The 20,746-nt window shown below is 50.4% G+C and carries 14 protein-coding genes and 2 pseudogenes; 12 read left to right on the top strand and 4 right to left on the bottom strand.

What is annotated here, in order from left to right:
* Nucleotides 1-225: 225 nt before the first annotated feature.
* Nucleotides 226-462 (top strand): annotated as a pseudogene (locus tag GF423_RS01945) (type II toxin-antitoxin system death-on-curing family toxin); the annotation flags it as partial.
* 283 nt (nucleotides 463-745) lie between these two features.
* Complete coding sequence (locus GF423_RS14295) at nucleotides 746-961, top strand: AAA family ATPase (RefSeq protein ID WP_338092172.1); 216 nt, start codon at nucleotides 746-748, stop codon at nucleotides 959-961.
* A 233-nt stretch (nucleotides 962-1,194) separates the two neighbouring features.
* Here the strand turns inward: GF423_RS14295 and GF423_RS01935 are convergent, their stop codons facing one another.
* Nucleotides 1,195-2,370 carry a leucine-rich repeat domain-containing protein gene (locus GF423_RS01935; RefSeq protein ID WP_206113329.1) on the bottom strand — a complete coding sequence of 392 codons (1,176 nt, stop codon included), beginning with the start codon at nucleotides 2,368-2,370 and terminating at the stop codon, nucleotides 1,195-1,197.
* Nucleotides 2,371-2,608: 238 nt separating this feature from the next.
* On the opposite strand from GF423_RS01935, the pseudogene GF423_RS01930 reads away from it, so the two are divergent.
* Nucleotides 2,609-3,944, top strand: a pseudogene (locus tag GF423_RS01930) (IS1634 family transposase).
* A gap of 444 nt (nucleotides 3,945-4,388) precedes the next feature.
* Here GF423_RS01930 and GF423_RS01925 read toward each other — a convergent pair.
* From GF423_RS01925 to gdhA, 3 genes are all read right to left on the bottom strand, one after another.
* Entirely contained in the window at nucleotides 4,389-6,509 is a 2,121-nt protein-coding gene (locus tag GF423_RS01925; RefSeq protein ID WP_154326776.1) for a prolyl oligopeptidase family serine peptidase, read from the bottom strand.
* A gap of 99 nt (nucleotides 6,510-6,608) precedes the next feature.
* A complete protein-coding gene (locus GF423_RS01920; RefSeq protein ID WP_154326775.1) occupies nucleotides 6,609-8,063 on the bottom strand; it encodes a PA14 domain-containing metallophosphoesterase in 1,455 nt (484 codons plus the stop codon).
* A gap of 187 nt (nucleotides 8,064-8,250) precedes the next feature.
* Entirely contained in the window at nucleotides 8,251-9,591 is a 1,341-nt protein-coding gene (gene gdhA / locus GF423_RS01915) for an NADP-specific glutamate dehydrogenase (RefSeq protein ID WP_154326774.1), read from the bottom strand.
* Nucleotides 9,592-10,063: 472 nt separating this feature from the next.
* Here gdhA and serC point away from each other — a divergent pair, with 472 nt between their 5' ends.
* The 9 genes from serC to GF423_RS01870 all read left to right on the top strand — a co-directional run bounded on the left by serC (nucleotide 10,064) and on the right by GF423_RS01870 (nucleotide 20,731).
* Nucleotides 10,064-11,131: a 3-phosphoserine/phosphohydroxythreonine transaminase gene (gene serC, locus GF423_RS01910; RefSeq protein ID WP_154326773.1), complete on the top strand. Its 1,068-nt coding sequence runs from the start codon at nucleotides 10,064-10,066 to the stop codon at nucleotides 11,129-11,131.
* A gap of 66 nt (nucleotides 11,132-11,197) precedes the next feature.
* On the top strand, nucleotides 11,198-12,115 hold the full coding sequence (locus GF423_RS01905; protein ID WP_154326772.1) for an NAD(P)-dependent oxidoreductase: 918 nt from the start codon (nucleotides 11,198-11,200) through the stop codon (nucleotides 12,113-12,115).
* Nucleotides 12,116-12,704: 589 nt separating this feature from the next.
* Nucleotides 12,705-13,955, top strand: coding sequence for a nucleotide sugar dehydrogenase (locus tag GF423_RS01900; protein WP_154326769.1), 1,251 nt, complete (start codon nucleotides 12,705-12,707; stop codon nucleotides 13,953-13,955).
* 55 nt (nucleotides 13,956-14,010) lie between these two features.
* The gene (locus tag GF423_RS01895; RefSeq protein WP_154326768.1) at nucleotides 14,011-15,162 is read left to right on the top strand and encodes an EpsG family protein; all 1,152 of its coding nucleotides are present in this window, start codon (nucleotides 14,011-14,013) and stop codon (nucleotides 15,160-15,162) included.
* Between the two features lie 163 nt (nucleotides 15,163-15,325).
* Complete coding sequence (locus GF423_RS01890) at nucleotides 15,326-16,423, top strand: glycosyltransferase family 2 protein (RefSeq protein WP_154326767.1); 1,098 nt, start codon at nucleotides 15,326-15,328, stop codon at nucleotides 16,421-16,423.
* 50 nt (nucleotides 16,424-16,473) lie between these two features.
* Nucleotides 16,474-17,493 carry a glycosyltransferase gene (locus tag GF423_RS01885; protein ID WP_154326766.1) on the top strand — a complete coding sequence of 340 codons (1,020 nt, stop codon included), beginning with the start codon at nucleotides 16,474-16,476 and terminating at the stop codon, nucleotides 17,491-17,493.
* Entirely contained in the window at nucleotides 17,490-18,392 is a 903-nt protein-coding gene (locus GF423_RS01880; protein WP_154326765.1) for a glycosyltransferase family A protein, read from the top strand. Before GF423_RS01885 ends, GF423_RS01880 begins: the two co-directional genes overlap by 4 nt.
* Before the next feature lie 120 nt (nucleotides 18,393-18,512).
* Nucleotides 18,513-19,586 carry a glycosyltransferase gene (locus tag GF423_RS01875; protein ID WP_154326764.1) on the top strand — a complete coding sequence of 358 codons (1,074 nt, stop codon included), beginning with the start codon at nucleotides 18,513-18,515 and terminating at the stop codon, nucleotides 19,584-19,586.
* Nucleotides 19,571-20,731 (top strand): glycosyltransferase family 4 protein, encoded by a 1,161-nt coding sequence (locus GF423_RS01870; RefSeq protein ID WP_154326763.1) that lies wholly within the window; start codon nucleotides 19,571-19,573, stop codon nucleotides 20,729-20,731. The genes GF423_RS01875 and GF423_RS01870 overlap by 16 nt, the downstream gene beginning before the upstream one ends.
* The last annotated feature ends 15 nt before the right edge of the window (nucleotides 20,732-20,746 follow it).

The following is a 20,746-nucleotide window of genomic DNA, read 5'->3' as shown; positions in this document are numbered from 1 at the left end:
AAAATTAAGCAAAATTTGTTATAGTCTAATATTTTTTTTTAATTACCTCCTCAAAATGGTCTGATAACTATTCACATACATCTGCCTGTCGATGTTGCTAATGTGCTGCAAATCCTGAAATAAGCATCCATAAGCAAACATATACTCAACGTTGGCAAACGTAGTGTAAATCGAGCGAAACACAAAATAAAATCGTACTTTTCTGCTATGGAGTAAGCAAGGAGACCTTTTCACGCCACCTACGAGAAGGCTATGAAGGAAATCGATGTGCTGAAAGAGAAGTTCGGCTACTCCCCTCTCTTCGGCAATGAGAAGGACGACTCTTTCAAGAGCTCCATTGGGCAGATCTATCAGACCTTCGACGGTGTGGACCTCTATCCCAGTGTAGAGGAGAAGGCTGTCATGCTACTCTATCTTGTCACCAAGAACCATTCCTTCAGTGACGGTAACAAACGCATCGCTGACAGTGCCGTCGTCGCCACCATATGATCTTCGTGATAAACAAGTTTTCGACTGTCTGGACGGAGGACAAGAAGCCGGAGGGTGAGTAGCGACTATCGCACTTACAGTTTCCAAGGAGAAGGCTGCTTCGGCTTCCTTCTCTTTTCCTTTTTAAGGCAAAAACTAAACTTTCTTTTAAAGGCACTCCGTGTTTTATAAAATTTGCGATTAGCTGCATAAACTCTCAAATAGAATTTGCGATTAGCTGCATTGTCGTCATTAAAATTTTAATATTGCACATATTATGCGTAACTTTGCGCTAAAACGAAATAATATGGAGGGACAGATCTTTAAACGGAAAATTTATGATGCCATGCTCAGATGGAAGCATGACTCGGCAGGATCAACGGCACTAATGATAGAAGGTCCCCGACGGGTTGGGAAATCCACCATTGTCAAACAGTTCGCCCAACGGGAATATAAGAGCTACATCATTGTAAGAAATATTCCAACAGGGTAAAGGAACGATACCTTGTCTATACTAAAGATTTAAGAAAAGACAAAGAGACCATGCTCGTACCTATGTATATGGTTCCTTTTTTGTAATCATGCTGTTTTATCCTCTGCAATCTTGTACAAGCAAGCGTTTTGGTTCTTTTAACTACAACTTTGGGTGCAATTGCACCTAAAGTTGCAGTTGGCTTTGCGGACAGAAGAATGTGATCTCTGCGATAATGTATGACCTTTAGAAACTTATTCTTCCATGATATTCTTGAACTTGCTAAAAGTCTCGGAAGATTTATACAAATTCAAACTGCCTTTAGGAACTACAAGTGTATCCGACTCGTATGTTTTTTTTTGAAAATCAATCTTTGGCAATAGGCTGGCATCAGCGTTATCGTTGTTCCACGGAGCATAGATCTTCTTTGCACGAAGAATAAACGAATATCTGTCAAAGGCTTTAGGGTCGAAAGGCAGTCCAAAACTATCAAGGATAGTGTTCGTAGCAAAGGCATATTGTCCGATATCCTCAAGATCATTTCCTTTAATGGTCTGCAGATCAGTAAGTGTACAATTGCTGAAGGCATAATTACCGATAACCTTTACCGACCATGGTACATTGGCGTGTTTCAAGCTTTCGCACATATTAAAAGCAGACGCGCCAATTTCCTTCAGACCTTCCGGCAGTGCTATAGAGTCCAAAGCGGTAGCCCCTTGGAATTCTTTATTAGGCAATTTCTCCATGCCTTTCACATTGCTTAGATCAAGATTGATATGAGCTCCAGACATATTTGCCCTGTCGGTAAAATCACCAGAGCCAACAAGCTTCTTCAGGAAGTCCAGATCCTTCTGACGAAGAGGTCCCCAAACTTGAAGAGTCTTGATGTTCTTCCAATTGTCTACATTGTCTTTGCCAAGATAACACTCCAGGACACTCACATCGTCAAATCCTTCTCCAGCAGAATCAAAGATAGAGGTATCGACTATCACTTTGCTCTTTAAGGCTGAAGGGTTAGGCATTTGCCTGACATATAAAGTATTGAGCACAGAGTCTTTGTATGTAAAATCAATCTTGACAATCCTCCCAACTCCATCGTTTTTGTTGAGAGAATAACTAAGAGTACCCGCTGTTACATTCTTGACAGGAACTGCAATATTGTCCTTCCACTCTTGATGTGTGTAAGAATTGGCAAAATAAGTAACGGACACATCGAAGTTGACATTATATTTCATGTTTACGTTCAAGTTGCCACCATCGAAAGGTATTGTAGCTTCTGTTTGACTTAGTGCAACATAAGGCTTCACTGTTGGCTTGTTCTGTTCTTGATGATTGTCCGGAGTGATAGGGTCTTCTCCATTTTCGCTACTACATGATGAAGCGACAAATAGAGTCGCGGCTATCACCAAGGCTGTTAGTATCTTGTTCATTTTTATTTGTTGTTTGTAAAGATAATCAATTTCGTCATAGAAATAACTGAAATAAGCATGCATAAGCAAACATATACTCAAAATTGACAAAGATAGTGTAAATCGAGCGAAACAAAAAATAAAATCGTACGGGACTTTGACAGTTAGAGCGAAAAAATTTTTTCTAATGAATTGTTGCACAGTTCATTTTTTGTATATTTGTAGATAATAATAGTTGTTGTATCAAAGGATTATCGATATGAAGGCGACATTCGGCACAACAAAGAAAGGCACGTGGGCTTACATCCAGAAGTCGGTGCGCATCGACGGCAAGTCTACCACAAAGACTGTCAGGCGGCTGGGGCTGCTTGAGGACATCAGGCGCAAGTACGGCTGCCAGGACCCGCGCCAGTGGGTCAGGGACCTGGCGGCCCGCATGACCGAGGAGGAGAAGGCCGGCAGGGAGCGCATTTCGGTTGACTTCTACCCGGGCCAGACCGTGGGCAAGGGCGACCTGCCTCTGCGGGCGGGCGGCGACCTGATGCTGCTGCCGCTCTACAACAGGCTCGGCCTGCCCCGCATGTGCGCCGAGATCAAGAAGGCGAGCAAGGCGAAGTTCGACCTCGACGGGATATTGAGGACGCTGGTCACGGGCCGTCTGCTCTTCCCCTGCTCCAAGCAGAGGACGCTGCGGAAGGCGCAGGGGGCTGGTGCAGCCCCCGAAGTTCGGCGAGGCCGACATGTACCGGGCCCTGAGCCTGCTTTCGGGCCACATCGACGACATCCAGGCCGGCGTCTACGCCTGCTCGGCCAGGTTCATGGAACGCAGGGACAGGGTGATCTACTACGACTGCACCAACTACTACTTCGAGATCGAGGACAACGACAGGGACACGGTGGACATAGAGACCGGCGAGCTCGTGGCCGGGCTGCGCAAGCGCGGCAAGTCGAAGGAGAACCGGCCCAGCCCTATCGTGCAGATGGGCATGTTCATGGACATGGACGGCATCCCGCTGGCCTTTGTGGTCTTCCCGGGCAACGAGTCGGGGCAGGCCACGCTCCAGCCGCTCGAGGATGTGCTGAGGCGCAAGTTCGGCCTGACCGAGATGGTCATCAATGACGACATCCTCGGGCAGGAGGAGAGGCTCGACGGCTTCTACGCCTACGCCACCTCGCTCGACGACGAGGCCACGCTCGTGCTCAAGGCACGCTCCTTCCATCACGAGATAGAGCACCTGTTCCGCACCACCAAGACCCACCTCGAGGCCAGGCCCGTCCACCTCTCCAGGCAGGACCGCATCCGCTCCCACTTCCTCGTCTGCTTCCTCGCACTGCTGCTGCTCAAGCTCCTGCAAAAGCAGCTGGCCGACTCGTTCCCCGAGGCCTACAAGGAGCACCCCCTGGCCGTCGACCAGCTGATCGACACCCTCCAGAACCTGCGCTTCGGACAAATCCAGGGACTGGGATACGTGCCCATGTTCCAGCGCACCAGCCTCACCGACCAACTGCAAGAGCTTGCCGGTGTGGAAGTTAACAAACAGATAATCACAAAAGCAGCGATGAGCGCGTTCTACCGAAAGGTTAACAAAGGTTAATCTTTGCAGCACCGAAAAATTAGCTACATTACTTTGCTATATAAAGTATTGTGTAGCAATACGTTAATACAACAAACTGTCAAATTAGGAAAGTTATAGAAAATACACATTCACGCGTGTTCAGTAGTTCTAAAAATGTGTTAATTGCGTGTTCTCTCTTCTGTCTCGATCAGCGTCGATAAATGTTGCTTTTCTTCAGGATACAGGCGATAAAAGCCTAACTGAATGATTAAGCAAAATTTGTTATAGTCTGATAATTTTCGTAATTACCCATACTTAAATCGCACTATGCAACACATATCCCCCCATCTGTATCGGCCCGCCCCAATTGCATCTCATCTACTATGTGCGTCAATATGCGCACAAAAAAGCATCCATGCCCGTTGCAATCTGGGCATGGATGCTTGCTTTATCGCTCAACTTCCCATAGAGGGAGTGATCTCTTTATTTCATCTTCATGCCCATGTTGTGCATGATGAAGGCAAAAATGTCGGCCGTCTCTTCCAGACGCTTGGAGAGTGGCTTGCCGCCGCCGTGTCCGGCCTTGGTGTCGATGCGTATGAGCACTGGGGCGCTGCCTGCCTGGTCTTGCTGCAAGGTGGCGGCAAACTTAAACGAGTGGGCCGGCACCACGCGGTCGTCGTGGTCGGCCGTAGTTACCAGTGTGGCAGGGTAGCTCACGCCAGGCTTCAGGTTGTGCAGGGGCGAGTAGCCCTTGAGGTAGTCAAACATCTCCTTGGAGTCCTCGCTCGTGCCGTAGTCGGGCGCCCAGTTCCAGCCTATGGTGAACTTGTGATAGCGCAGCATGTCCATCACGCCCACTTGCGGGATGCACACCTTGAACAGGTCGGGACGCTGGGTCTCGCAAGCGCCCACCAGCAGGCCGCCGTTGCTGCCGCCCATGATGGCCAGGTGCTCGCTGTCGGTATACTTGTTGGCAATGAGCCACTCGGCTGCCGAGATGAAGTCGTCAAACACGTTTTGCTTCTGCATCTTGGTGCCTGCCAGGTGCCAGGCCTCGCCATACTCGCCGCCGCCGCGCAGCACGGTGTAAACATAGATGCCGCCCGACTCGAGAAATGGCAGGTAGGAGGTGATGAGATAGGGCATATAGGTGACGTTGAAACCGCCGTAGCCATACATGAGCAGCGGGTTTTTGCCGTTGCGCTTCATGCCCTTCTTGTAGGTGATGAAGAGCGGTATCTTGGTGCCGTCTTTGCTGGTGTAGAAGTATCTCTCGCTCACAAAGTCGGCTGGGTTGAAGTTCACCTTGGGTTTGCTGTAGACCGTGCTCACGCCTGTGGCTGCGTCATAGCGGTATACGGTGGCTGGAGTGGTGTAGGACGTGAACGAGTAGAAGCACTCGGGGCGCTCGCGCTTGCCGCTGAACGACACGCTGCCCACGCCTGGCAAGGAAATGGCACCCATGCGATGACCATCGATGCCGTACAGGTACGACTCGCTGCAGTTGTCCTTCATGTAGGTGAGCACCATCTTGTTGCCGTCGAAGAAGGTGACATCGTCGAGCACACCGTCGGCCTCGGGCACCACTTCTTTCCAGTCTTGGAAGCCCGGGCGGCGTATGTCGGCCACCATGATGCGGTTGCGGGGAGCGCCGGCGTTGGTGAAGATGTAGATACTGTCGCCCATCTGCTCGATGGGGCTGTAGACCTTGCTGGCATCGCCGGTCATCTGGATGAATTGCGAGCCGGGCACGCGCAGGTCGCGCACATAGAGGTTCACTCCCTGGTCCATGCCGGCTTCTTGCATAAACATCATGGTTTCTTCCTTGTTCACGCTCACCGAGTAGAAGCGCAGCGGCTGGGCCGGATTCTGATAGAAGAGCACGTCCTGGCTTTGCGGCGTGCCTATCTTGTGGTAGTATATCTTCATCACCGAGTTCTTGGCCGAGGTCTCGTGACCCTGCTCAGGGGCATCGTAGGCACTGTAGTAGAACCCGTCGCCCAGCCAGGTGGCGCTGGTGAACTTGGCCCACACGATGTGGTCGTCGAGCTGGCGGCCGCTCTTGGCGTCTTTTACATAGATTTCCTCCCAATCCGAGCCGTTGCGTGAAATCACATAGGCCAGGTAGCGGCCGTCGTGGGAGAAGGATATGTCTTTGAGTGCCACGGTGCCGTCGCTGCTCAGGGTGTTGGGATCGAGAAACACGCGTTGCTCGCCGCCCAGCTGGTCCATCTGGTAGAGCACCGACTGGTTTTGCGTGCCGTTGTTGCGGTACAAGTACCACTTGCCGTGTTTCTCAAAGGGGATGCCCACTTTCTCGTAGTTGGTTACCTCTTTCACCCGCTTCAGGTATTTGGCCCGTTGCGGTAACTTTGCCAGATAGGCTTGTGTGAGCTTGTTTTCGGCCTGCACCCAGGCTTTGGTGGCCTCGCTGTTGTCGTCCTCGAGCGGACGGAACGGGTCGGGCACCTTCTCGCCATAGTAGGTGTCGACAGTGTTGTCGTGAGGAGCTTCAGGATAGGTTAGCTTCTGGGCTGTGGATGACATTGCCGCCATGGCAGCAACGCCACACGTGAGTGAGATTAGATGAATTTTCTTCATTTGCATGTTGGGTTTAAAAAAGGATTATACGATTATAGTTTATACCGATTCGGTCACTGCCAGGCCAGGTGCAACTGCCCGTGTCACCGCGCTCCAGTATCACTGCTTGTGAAAGAGCATGCTGCTGGGCACGTCTTGCTCGGGCATGTTGCGAGCCGATACCCTCACTTGCAGGCTCTGGCCCATGTAGTCCTCAAAGTACTGGAGCACTATGGCATGCATGCCCTGCTCGAGAGCAATGTGGCCGCCCTTGCGCTCAGCGCTGTGCGAGCCGTCGTTGTCGACCACCAGTTTGCCGTCGATGTAAAGTCGCGACCCGTCGTCGCTGTAGAGATAGAAATTGTACACGCCTCTCTCGGGTACATCGATGTAGCCAGTGTACTCATAGCCGAAGTGGTCCTTGGCCGGAGCATCGGCAATCGAGAAGTTGCTCATCGTGCCCTTCGCCTTCACAGTGCCGTTGCTCAGATCGTTGCACGATTTAAACATTCCCTCGCGGTAGGTGTAGCTCACTCCCGGAACCAAGCCGTTAGCCGCCACTGCAGGGCTGTACACGCTCAACCGTTCCTGCTCCGAGTTGATGCCCGATGGGTAGTAGTATATCGCCTCACGGCCCTGGGGGGTGGCGATCCAGCTGTCAAACTTGCGCTGGCCCTCGTGCAACTCGATGATGCGCGCCCCGCGCTGCAGCTGGCCGTAGGCATCGAGACCGCTCACCCGGCCATAGGCCAAGGCGATGTCAAGGAACTGGCCTATACAGTCGTTGTCGTGGTCATGGCCGCAAAACACACCCATCACGTCGCCCTCGTCGATGATCGAGGCCAGCATGCCGCTGTTCACTTTGGAGCAAGCCACCCCCTCAAGCTGGTGGCCGCAGGTGGCATCGTCGTTGCTCAACAGCTCAAACTCGGGTAGCGGGATGTGAAAGAACATGAGTGCTGGCAGCGGTTTGCCGCCGTGAGCCTGCGTGTAGTGCCGGCTCTGCTCGCGATACCATGCAATCTGGTCAAAGTGTATCCAGTCGTAGTGCCCCAGGCGCGTCGTGGCAGGGTAGTCGTTGGAGTCGAGGCAGTAGAGCAGCGCCTCGGCCTCGCTGCCCGCGCCGCTGCCATACACGGGCAGCACGCAGTTGCCTGCTCCCGTGATGCCCGCCGGCCCGCGCTGGCCCACATGCCACGGCGAGGCTTCGAGCAGCGCGTAGATGGAGTCTACAGTCAGCTTCTCGGCATCGTGGTTGCCCATGAGCACGACATAGGGGGTGCGCGTTTGCTCAAAGAGGGCTATTACCTCATGCCAGCCCTCGACGCTGGGGCGCTCGGTGACCACGTCGCCCGTGAGCACGCACAAGTCGGGGTGTTCCATCTGCACCACAGCAAGAATGTTGGCCCGGTTCTGAGCATTGTTCTTCGAGTTGGCGTCCCAGTGCAGGTCGGTAAACTGGGCTATCTTGAATCGCCCTTCATTGAAGCACAGTCGGTGGCTGGTTGCAGCCACGGCTGTAATTGTCGTCAGCCCTGCCCACAGCACAAGCAACAGTAGTATTGTTCTCTTCATGTGCGAAATGATGATTTTTTTTGTTGCCAAATGTACAAATTTTAAGTGGAATCCCCTTGCGGGCAATAAGAAAAAATGCTGCCGTCCTTTTTTGTCAGGAGGGCAGCATTCCGGTTTATGATAGTTAAGCAATCAATAACGCATATGTCTCTATGCTGTTGAAATAACAGAATATGCGAAGGTTAGATTAGATGATGCCTTGACCCATCATAGCGTGAGCAACCTTCATGAAGCCGGCAATGTTGGCGCCCTTCATGTAGTTCATGTAGCCGTCGGCTTCCTTGCCGTATTTCACACATTGCTCATAGATGTCGTTCATGATGTTGTGCAGGTTCTTGTCGACTTCCTCGGCAGTCCAGTAGATGTGCTCGGCGTTCTGAGTCATCTCGAGACCCGAAGTTGCAACGCCGCCAGCGTTCACAGCCTTGCCTGGAGCATACACCATCTTGTTCTCGATGAAGTAGTCGATGGCAGCAGCCTGGCAACCCATGTTGGAAACCTCGGCGATGAGCAGAATGTTGTTTTCCTTCATCTTCTTGGCATCCTCGAGAGCGACCTCGTTCTGAGTAGCGCAAGGCATGCAGATGTCTACCTTCTGCTCCCAAGGCTTCTTGCCGGCATAGAACTTGGCGTTGGGGAATTTCTCCACATAGGGAGCGCACACGTCGTTGCCCGAAGCGCGCAGGTCGAGCATGGCCTGGAACTTCTCGGGGGTGTTGATGCCGTCGGGATCATAAATGTAGCCGTCGGGACCGCTGATGGTCACAACCTTGGCGCCAAGCTGGGTGGCTTTCTCTACCACGCCCCATGCCACGTTGCCGAAGCCCGACACTGCAACCGTCTTGCCCTTGAAGTCGGTGCCCAGGGTCTTGAGCATGTTCTCTACATAGTAGCATGCGCCATATCCAGTGGCCTCGGGACGGATGCGGCTGCCGCCGAACTCAAAGCCCTTGCCAGTGATGGTGCCCGTGTGCTCACGGGTGAGTTTCTTATACATTCCAAATAGGTAGCCTACCTCGCGGCCGCCCACGCCGATGTCGCCGGCTGGGATGTCCATGTCGGGGCCTATGTGGCGCCACAGCTCAAGCATGAAGGCCTGGCAGAAACGCATGATCTCGGCATCGCTCTTGCCGCGGGGCGAGAAGTCGCTGCCGCCCTTGCCGCCGCCCATGGGCAGCGTGGTGAGGGCATTCTTGAAGGTTTGCTCAAAGCCCAGGAACTTGAGGATCGACAGGTTGACCGAAGCATGGAAACGAAGACCGCCCTTGTAGGGGCCAATGGCGTTGTTGAACTGCACGCGGTAGCCCAGGTTGGTCTGCACCTCGCCCTTGTCGTCGACCCAAGTCACACGGAAGGTGAAAATGCGGTCGGGCTCAACCATGCGCTCCATGATTTTTGCCTTTTCAAACTCAGGGTGCTTGTTGTACTCGTCTTGAACGGTGATCAACACTTCACGCACTGCTTGTAAGTACTCTTTTTCGCCGGGGTGCTTAGCCTCGAGATCGGCCATAATTTTTTCTACGTTCATGATAGAATTTTGTTTAAGTTGGTTGTATAGATTAATTGTCTCTCATTTTTCTTTTTTCTCTCGTTGCGCCGCCAAGGTTTATCTTAACGACGTGACAAATATATAGCAAAATTTGGAAATCACCATAAGAAATCGAGTTTTTTTTACCTAAAAAATGTGCTCGATACTAATCTTTCTTAGCAAAATGTTATTTTTAACACTAATTATGGATTGGCAATTTGTGCCCGTTCGGCCCCCGGTGGCTTTCACGCGGCTTGCAACAAGGGCCAGTTGCGTGGCATCGTGTCGGCAAGTGGCCAAATTAAGTTGCATTAAGCCAGTTTGTTGCCTCTCCAGGCGCAAACATTTTTGCCCGAAACGATTGATTTCTTGGGAAAAAACGCTACATTTGTAAATGAAATCTTCCTGTACGATTTCAACCCTGAGAGATAAAAACCAACTGTTTTAAACTAATAATATTAATGTATAAGTTATGAAGAAACACAATTTCTATGCAGGTCCTTCAATCATGAGTCAATACACTATTGACCATACGATTGATGCAATTCGTGATTTTGCCGGTACCGGCCTTTCTGTGCTCGAGATTTCCCATCGCAGCAAGGAGTTCCAGGCTGTCATGGACGAGGCTCAAGCCCTGTTCAAGGAACTTCTCGACATCCCCGAGGGTTATGAGGTGCTCTTCTTGGGCGGCGGTGCCAGCTTGCAGTTCTGCATGGTGCCTTACAACCTCTTGAAAACTAAAGCCGGCTATGTTGATTCGGGTACTTGGGCCCACAAGGCCATCAAGGAGGCCAAGCTCTTTGGCGACGTCGAGATCGTGGCCAGCAGCGAGGACGACAAGTATGTGTACTATCCCAAGCTCGACAACGTGCCTACCGACCTTGACTACCTCCACATCACTACCAACAACACCATCTACGGCACCGAGCTGCGCGAGGATCCCGATGTGCCCGTGCGCATGGTTGCCGACATGTCGAGCGACATCTTCTCGCGTCCGGTCGACGTTTCCAAGTATGACCTCATCTACGGCGGAGCTCAGAAGAACCTGGCTCCTGCAGGCGTCACCTTTGTCATCGTCAAGACCGATGTCCTGGGCCAGGCACCCCGTGCCATTCCCACCATGCTCAACTATGAGACTCACGTCAAGAAGGGCAGCATGTTCAACACGCCTCCGGTGCTCCCCATCTACAGCGCTCTGCAGACACTCAAGTGGTACAAAGAGCTGGGCGGCGTGAAGAAGCTCCAGGAGATCGACGAGGAGAAGGCTCGCGTGCTCTACGACGCCATCGACGAGAGCAAGATGTTTGTGGGCACAGTCAAGCCCGAGTCGCGCTCGATCATGAACGTGTGCTTCGTCATGAAGCCCGAGTATGCCGGCCTCGAGAAAGACTTCCTCGACTTCGCCGCCACCAAGGGCATCGTTGGCATCAAGGGTCACCGCAGCGTGGGCGGCTTCCGTGCATCGCTCTACAATGCCCTGCCTCTCGACAGCGTGAAGGTGCTCACCCAGGCCATGAAGGAATTTGAGAACAAGCATTGATCTCGCATTCCTGCCTGAGTAGTTCACATTATATATTTTATTTTTCTTTAAAACGATTATCCTACTATGAAAATATTAGTTGCAACCAGCAAGCCCTTTGCCCCCGCCGCAGTCGAGGGCATCAAGAAAGTGCTTGAAGACGCCGGTCACGAGCTCGTGCTCGTGGAGAAAGGCACCAAAGACGACATGATAGCCGCCATCAAGGATTGCGCAGGCCTCATCGTGCGCAGCGATATCGTCGACAAGCAGGTCATGGACGCCGCTCCCCAGCTCAAGGTGGTGGTGCGCGCCGGTGCCGGCTACGACAACATCGACCTGGCCCAGGCCACACAGCACGGCCTGTGCGTGATGAACACCCCTGGCCAGAACAGCAATGCCGTGGCCGAACTGGTGTTTGGCATGCTCGTCACCCTCATTCGCAACCGCTACAATGGCAAGAGTGGCACCGAGCTCAAGGACAAGACCCTGGGCATTCATGCCTACGGCCAGGTGGGACGCAACGTGGCTCGCATTGCCAAGGGCTTCGACATGAAGGTGAGTGCCCTCGACCCATGGGTGAGCGACGAGAAGATGATTGCCGACGGTGTCACGCCTGTGCACGACCTCAAGGAGCTGTATCGCAACAACCAGTATGTGAGTCTCCACATCCCGGCTACCGACGAAACCCGCCACTCGGTTGGCAAGGAGCTCTTCGAGCTCATGCCCCACGATGGCGTGCTCGTGAATGCAGCCCGCAAGGAGGTCATCGACGAGCAAAGCCTTGACCAGGCTCTTGCCGACCGCGACGACCTGCGCTATGTGGCCGACGTGAAACCCGACATCGCCGACCAACTCGTGGAGAAGTATGGCGACCGCGTGTTCTTCACGCCTAAGAAGATGGGTGCTCAAACTGCCGAGGCCAACATCAATGCCGGCCTCGCCGCTGCCCACCAGGTAGTTGCCTTCCTCAAGGATGGCACCAACAGGTTCCAGGTCAACAAGTAAGTTCCACCGCGCTGCCAGCGCGATGCAGCCACAACATAGTCAAGAGGGGGGAGGGCACAACTCATCGTTGTGCACCTCCTCTCTCTCTCTTTGTGCTATTGCAGGGTGGCTGCTTCCTGGAGCTGCGGCCCGCCCATTGCCGCCGCTCTCCCTTCTCAGGCCTGAAAGATGCTTGACGCTGTCTCGCCCCATTGGCTCCCGGTGCCCCCTGAATAGCGTGAAATGCAAGTTATAAATGCCCAAAAAGTTGTGCATTAGCAGCGAAATGTGTAATTTTGCACAGCTTATTGGTATGAATAATAATCATATAAGTGATAGCTACATAGTTGCATGTGATGAGGGTTTTATGAGTTGCTGCGATAGTGCTCTGTGCCATCATTGTGGCGACGCGCTGCAACAAGGTTTCACGCCTTCCCCCTCAGGAGAAGGTGACCCCCCGTTGTTGCCCCGTTGCAGCAAGTCAAGCGCTCTGCACCCACACACGCGGTGATACACGCAGGCAACAGCCTCAATGTCACAATGCAATGATCTTTTTCTTAGGTTTTACAACACATGCATGCAGCTTGCTGCATGCCACACAATTGTTTCAATGAACGATAATATCAGGTTTGCCGTTGCCGGCACAGGCTATGTGGGCTTGAGCATGGCCACGCTGCTCAGCCAGTACCATCACGTGGAGGCTGTCGACATCATCCCCGAAAAAGTGGAGATGATCAACAACCGCAAGTCGCCCATCGTCGACAAGGAAATCGAAGACTACCTGGCTCACAAGCAGCTCGACCTGCACGCCACTCTCGACGGACGGGCTGCCTATGCCCAGGCCGACATCGTGGTGATTGCCGCCCCCACCAACTACGACTCGCAGAAGAACTTCTTCGACACGAGTGCCGTCGAGGCGGTGATCGACCTCGTGATGAGCGTCAACCCCAGCGCCGTCATGGTCATCAAGTCGACCATCCCGGTGGGCTACACCGAGCACATACGCAAGTCGAAGCACACGCCCAACATTCTCTTCTCTCCCGAGTTTCTGCGCGAGGGCAGGGCGCTCTACGACAATCTTTATCCCAGCCGCATCATCGTGGGCACCGACACTGCCAGCGCGCGTCTGGTCGAGGTGGCGCGCACCTTTGCCGCATGCCTGCAGCAGGGCGCCATCAAGCAGAATATCGACACGCTCATCATGGGCTTCACCGAGGCCGAGGCCGTGAAGCTCTTTGCCAATACCTACTTGGCCCTGCGCGTGAGCTACTTCAACGAGCTCGACACCTATGCCGAGATGAAGGGGCTCGACACCAAGGCCATCATCAATGGTGTGTGTCTCGACCCGCGCATCGGCACCCACTACAACAACCCCTCGTTCGGCTACGGCGGCTACTGCCTGCCCAAGGACACCAAGCAACTGCTGGCCAACTATGCCGATGTGCCCGAAAATCTCATCCAGGCCATCGTCGACAGCAACCGCACCCGCAAGGACTTTATTGCCGACAGGGTGCTCGGCAAGTCGGGCTACTACGACTACTACAGCCACGGCCAGTACAATCCCAGCGAGGAGCACAAGGTGGTGATAGGCGTGTACCGCCTCACCATGAAGGCCTACAGCGACAACTTCCGCCAGTCGAGCATCCAGGGCATCATGAAGCGCATCAAGGCCAAGGGTGCCCAGGTCATCATCTATGAGCCCACACTGCCCGACGGCAGCACTTTCTTTGGCAGCAGCGTCGTCAACGACCTCGACCGCTTCAAGCAGGAGAGCGCCGTGATTGTGGCCAACCGCTACGACCCTTGCCTCGACGATGTGCACAACAAGGTGTACACCCGCGACATCTTCGGGCGCGACTGATGCCGCTCGGTGCCCCCCGTATACATATATTCTCACTTGATTTCCCCATCATGATATGATAGAGAGCATACTACACTTTTTCAGCTCCATCCCAGGCGCGGCCTATGGCACTATATTCTACAACACGGTGCTGGTGCTTTGCCTGCTCACGGCCTTCCGCCTGGTCTCGTCGACGGGCAACTCCCTGCTCTACAGCAAGCCCTCGTTGCCAGTGCCCACCATCGTCGTCACGGTCATCATCATCCTTTTCATGGGCCTGCGGCCCAACGAGAGCTACTTTGGCGACACCTACATGTACGCGCACTCCTTCAACCTCATGCAGAATGGCACTGCCACGCCATCGACGACAAGCACGGGCGGCGAGTGGCTGTGGACGCGCATCATGTTTGCCTTTGCTACGGGCAGTGGCGACGTGCACGCGTTTTTCCTCGTCACCGACCTTCTCTACTACGGCCTCATGCTGCTGTGCTGCTGGCGCCTGTTCCCCAACAACACTTGGCTGGCCATGCTCTTCTTTATCGGCTCGTTTTCTACCTACTCCTATGGCGTCAACGGCATTCGCAACGGTGTGGCCTGCAGTGTGGTGCTTGTGGCCATTGCCCTGGCGGCGGACGGCACCAAGCCCGAGCGCTATGCCGGCCTGCTGCTCTCGCTCGTGGCCATTGCCATTCACCGCTCCACAGCCTTGCCCATTGCCGCGCTGTGGGCTGCGGTGTTCATCATCAGGCACCCCAAGCAGGCCATCTACTTCTGGATAGCCTCTATCTTCTTGTCACTCCTCGTGGGCAACCGCGTGGGCGACTTCTTTGCCAGCCTGGGCTTTGACGACCGCATGACCTCTTACTTCCAAGGGCAAAATAATGCTAAGGACATGGCCCAGTTCTCTCACACGGGATTCCGCTGGGATTTCTTGCTCTACAGCGCCATGCCAGTACTCTTCACCTGGTACCTCACGGTGAAACGCAACTTCAACGACCGGGCTTTCAACATCATCGCCATTACCTACATTCTTGCCAACGCATTCTGGATCCTCGTCATCAGGGCTGCGTTTTCCAACCGCTTTGCCTATTTGTCGTGGTTCATGTATCCCCTCGTCATTGCTTATCCACTGTTGCGCTTCAACATTTGGCCCGACCAGGATCGCAAGACGGCTCTCATACTCCTGCTCTTCTATGGTTTTACCTACTTGATGTATTTAATCAGTTAGTTCTTTTTATATTTAGATATCTTTGAGATGAATAAAACGTTGACCGTATTCACCCCTGCCTACAACCGCGCCCACTGGGCAACTCACTGATTATTGTTTGTACTGCTGATCTTGTTTTGTTAGGCTTATCTTTTTCAATTATACCGTTTTATATTGTTTCTTTATGAAAAGTTCACCCTCTATATCAATAATTGCTAATTTTTACAATTCAGAGAGGTTTATTCCTAAACTAATTAAATCAATTGCTGGTCAGTCATTTCGTGATTGGGAGCTTATTTGTGTAAATGATTGTTCCCCTGGGAATGACCAGGAAATAATCAACAAGGAAATTACCAAGTTGAGGATCTCTGATAAGGTTAAATTGATTAATAATGAAGTCAATTTAGGCATCTCTCGTGCGAAGATGGTTGGAATTAAAGTTGCACAGGGCGATTATTTGACTTTTATAGATGGTGATGATTGGCTCGCTCCAGATGCTTTAGAAAAATTAATTAAACCTGCGCTAAAGCATGACTTGGACTTAGTTGTTATGAACAACTATAAGATCCTTCCTTGTTTTAATTATAAAATACTATATAGGTCACAAGTAGATGAGTTTGACAAAGTTTTGAGATATCCTGAAATATTTGAAAAATATTATATAAATTTCTTTGGTATTAATATTTTTAGCGTCACATATTGGGGAAAGCTATACAAACGAGATCTTGTTCTTAAAGCGAATTTTGTTCCACCAGCAGACAGCATCTCAGAAGATGAGTTGTTCAATTTAACAGTGTTTCCTCATGTTCGTTCTATGATGTTTATTGATTATGCTGGATACTATTGGAGATGGGGTGGTATTACTTCAGGCAAGAAGAATGATATATGGACATCACAAAAATATCTTCCCAGAATGCTGGAAATCTATCATTTAAGGAAGGACTTGATTGATAAATATAATTACAATAAGGCTTTTAAATATTTGGTAATTGAGCTTAAAAACATATTGAAGACTTGTATAAGCTCTTTGGCAAAGTATAAATCGTCATCAACAGATGGGGCTGAAATTATAAAATACATTGAAACGATACTTAAGGATCCAGCTTATAATGATGTAAAGATTTTGCAAGGGGATGGCAGATATAGAGATGATACATTCATTGAGGCTATTTGTCGGAAAGATGCCTTGAGTGTATATGAAATTTGTCATCTTGACTACAAAAAAAGATGGAGGTCTCGTATGGTTAAATCTTTATTACACATTCTCATTTATGGGGTTTAGATCAATGTGTTTTTTCTATAAAATTAGTATTTACTTTTAAACTGTTGACTATGAAGTTCGATTTATCTATAGTTGTCCCCTGCTATAATGTTTCAAGTTATCTTGATCGTTTTTTTAAATGTTTAGAGAGCCAATTGGATGAATTCATTTCTATCGAGTTTGTTTTTGTCAATGATGCTTCTACTGATAGTACAATTGACAAATTGAGACAATTCGCGGCCGTTCACAATAATGTAGTCATTATTGATAAAGCTACCAATCAGGGTATAAGTGCAGCACGTAATAGTGGAATGGATATTGCACGAGGAAAATGGGTAACGTTCCCCGATCCTGACGATGTGATAATTGGTAAAGGCTATTACTATCTTTTTCATAATTTCGTGGCAAAGGATGCTTCGTTGGATGCAGTCTCTTTTGAAATGGATGTTGTTAAGGAGAAGGATTACAAATTCTCGCCAGACTTGCGTTGTGAAGATGGCAGGTTAGTTTGGGAAGGTACTGGATATGATTTTTTTAATCATTACCATATGGGCTTATGTTCTACTCTATTATATAGGCTAGATGTTATCAAACAAAACAAGCTATTATTTGAAAATTATAAAGTGGGAGAAGATTCCGTTTTTAATACAAAATTTGAATTGAAATGTAACAAGGTGGCAAAGGTTACAAGCAAAATCTACACTTATGTTCTTAGAAAAAATTCAATTACACACTCGCAGTCTTCTTCTTTAATAAAAGAGAGAATAAGCGCAGAGGTGGATGTTGCCCGTTTCTTTTATGGCTTAGAAAAAGCCTCCACCGATATTACGTTCAGTAATCGTTGTTTGTATTATAAAAAGAGTTTCTGTGGATTGGCTTTGGGTCAGATATTGCGAAGCAATATCAGCATTAAAGAAATCAAGAGATTTAAAAATACTCTTTCAGAACTCAACGTCACTTATAAACCAATTTATTTCATTAAATCAAAGGAATCAATAAAGGCACGAGGACAAATTCTGTTGATTTCGTTTCCTTTATTGTTACTTGTTGTTCGCCCGTTATATAAATTTATTATTAGAGATAGGTTATGAAAACGTTGACCGTCTTCACCCCTGCCTACAACCGCGCCCACACCCTGGGCCGCACCTATGATAGCCTGTGCCGCCAAACGTGCAAAGACTTCAAGTGGCTCATCGTGGACGACGGCAGCACCGACGGCACCCGTCAGCTGGTGAATGGTTGGATTGCCGATGATAAAATCGAGATCATCTACATTTACCAAGAAAACCAAGGCATGCACGGTGCTCACAACACCGCTTACAAGCACATAGACACTGAGCTGAATACTTGCATTGACAGCGACGACTGGATGCCAGATGATGCCGTCGAGAAAATCGTGAGTTTTTGGAAGAAAAGTGGCAGTGAAAAATATGCTGGCATCGTTGGGCTTGATATAACCGAAGATGAGCACGTCATCGGTAGTGCTTTCCCTAAAGATATGAAGGAAACCACTTTGCAGGGCTTTTATGAATCTGGGGGTAGTGGTGATAAAAAATTGGTGTATCGTACTGCAATTATCAATCAATATCCTGATTATCCAATTTTCCCTGGAGAAAAATATGTGGGGTTGGCCTATAAGTACATGCTTATCGACCAAGATTGGAAACTGTTAACGTTAAATAAACCCTTGGTTATCGTGGAGTATCAGCCAGATGGTTCAAGTTTTAGCATGTATAAGCAGTACTGGAGCAATCCCCGCGGTTTTGCTTTCTTTCGCAAAACCGAAATGCTCACAACTCACAAATTAAAACGACAATTCATCGTGTGTGCTCATTACGTTTCCAGCTGCATGATTAGCAAGAATTGGAAATTTGTTAGTGAAAGTCCTAAGAAACTTATGACTATACTCGCTATTCCTGCTGGAATTATGTTGTTTTTATTAATTCGGCATAAGGTTAAGTCAGATAAACAAATGAAATTTAAAAAGTAGTATTAGAGTATTTGTGGACTTTGATGTTTCTGACAATTCGATTGTCATAGGTAATCTATGAAAGATTATACAAAGAGAAAGTTCGACTATAGCTAATTTTATAGTTTATCCTGTAATGAAATGAGAATTTTGCATGTGATCACTTCGTTGCGCACTGGAGGGGCCGAGCACTTGATGGTCGACTTGCTGCCTGCATTGCGTGCCTTGGGCAATGATGTGGAGTTGTTGGTTTTTGACGGCACGCCCACACCCTTCATGCAGCAACTTGAGGAGGAGGGTGTCACAATACGCCACCTCGGCCTTGGCGGGAGCCCGTATCACCCCAAAAACATAATTGGGCTTTGCAAGTACATGCGACGCTACGATGTCGTCCACACGCACAATACTGCATGTCAGTTCTTCGCACCAATAGCCAAGATGATGACTTTAGGGGGAGCAAAATTGGTCACAACTGAGCACAATGCTACCAATCGCCGCCGAGGTAAATCGATTTTTAAGTTGATAGACCGATGGATGTATGCTCGTTATTCCCGCATTATATGCATAGCCCAACAGACGTATCAAAATTTGACGGCACATCTTGGAACCAATAAAAACATGACTGTCATTTTCAATGGAGTGTGGGTCGACAGTTTTCTTCATGCAATAAAAGATGTTGCCAAAGAAACTGAATTTGTTGTATCCATGATTGCTGGCTTTCGACATCAAAAGGACCAGGACACGCTCATTCGTGCAATGGCACAATTGCCGGGCAACTATAGTCTGCAACTTGTGGGCGACGGGCCCCGTCGTGGCGAGCTTGAAAATCTCATAGCCAAGTTGCAGCTTGGCGATAGGGTGAAACTGCTCGGCATCAGGACCGACATACCCGATATCCTTGCCCATAGCGATGTGGTTGTGCTCTCGTCGCACTGGGAGGGGCTTTCTCTCTCGAGCATCGAGGGTATGGCATCGGGGCGCCCGTTTGTTGCCAGCGATGTCGATGGCTTGCGAGAAATCGTGAAAGGATACGGAATTCTCTTTCCTCATCAAGATTACAGAGCGCTGGCCTCGGCAATTCGGCAACTTTGCGAGACCCCTGTGGAGTATCGCCGTGTGGCCGAGCGTTGCCAGGCAAGAGCAAAGCAATACGACATCAGCCTGATGGCCAAGAAGTACAACGAAGTTTATCAAGAAATATGTCCAAATCTGTAAAACTGCTGCGTGCCACGACGGTGCCCACCTCGCTCAATTCTTTTTGCCGCGGTGTGTTGAAGGAGCTCAGGCAAGAAGGCTACGATGTTGTGGCTGTTTCTAGTCCTGGGCCTGAGTTGCAAGAAGTGGAAAAACGTGAAGGCTGCCGTACCATTGCTGTGCCCATGCAGCGACACATCAGCCCGATGAGCGACTTGAAGTCGCTGTGGCGCATGACTTGGGTTATGCACCGAGAGCGCCCCGACATCGTCCACTCGATGACCCCCAAGGCAGGTTTGATATGCATGATTTCCGCCTGGCTGGCAAGAGTGCCAGTGCGCATCCACACCTTTACCGGGCTGGTGTGGCCCACGGCAACGGGGCTGAAGCGGCGATTACTCATGTTCACCGACTGGATCACTTGTGCTTGCGCCACTCATGTCATTCCCGAGGGCGAAGGCGTTAAAGCCGACTTGCTCAATCACCACATCACTCGCAAGCCCATCAAGGTGCTTGGCTTTGGCAATGTGCGAGGTGTCGATCTTGACTATTGGAAACCGCGTGCCACCACCCACGTCGACAATGAAGGTCGCGGTCACATCTTTACCTTTGTCTTTGTGGGTCGCATTGTGGCTGACAAGGGTATCAACGAGCTGGTGAGTGCATTCAAGCAGCTTAATCAAGAGCGTCGTGACACGCGGCTCCTGCTTGTGGGGCAAAGCGAGGATGACCTCGACCCAGTTTTGCCGGCGACTGTTGCCGAGATGCAAAGCAATGCCGCCATACAAGTAGTGGGACCTAAAGACGATGTGAGACCGTTTTATGAAATGGCCGATGCATTGGTCTTTCCCAGCTACCGTGAGGGTTTCCCAAATGTGGTGATCGAGGCTGGGGCAATGGGCTTGCCCAGTATTGTGACCGACATTAATGGCAGTCGCGAGATTATTGAGGAGGGCGTGAATGGCACTATCATTCCTCCGCGCGATGCCCATGCCCTCTATATGGCGATGAAGCGTTTTCTCAATGAGACGGCTTGGGTGCACGCTATGGCAAGCCGTGCGCGCCCCATGGTGGCCAGCCGCTACGAGCAAGGCTATGTGCGTCGTTGCCTCAAAGACTTCTATGCGCAATGTATAGCCGAGAAAATCACCACCGAAGACTGCTGAATTCCTCGCATTTCG

The organism is Sodaliphilus pleomorphus (genome assembly GCF_009676955.1).
Classification (GTDB): domain Bacteria; phylum Bacteroidota; class Bacteroidia; order Bacteroidales; family Muribaculaceae; genus Sodaliphilus; species Sodaliphilus pleomorphus.
Note: the sequence above shows the minus strand (reverse complement) of the source record. Positions and strands in the feature narration are given on the sequence as shown.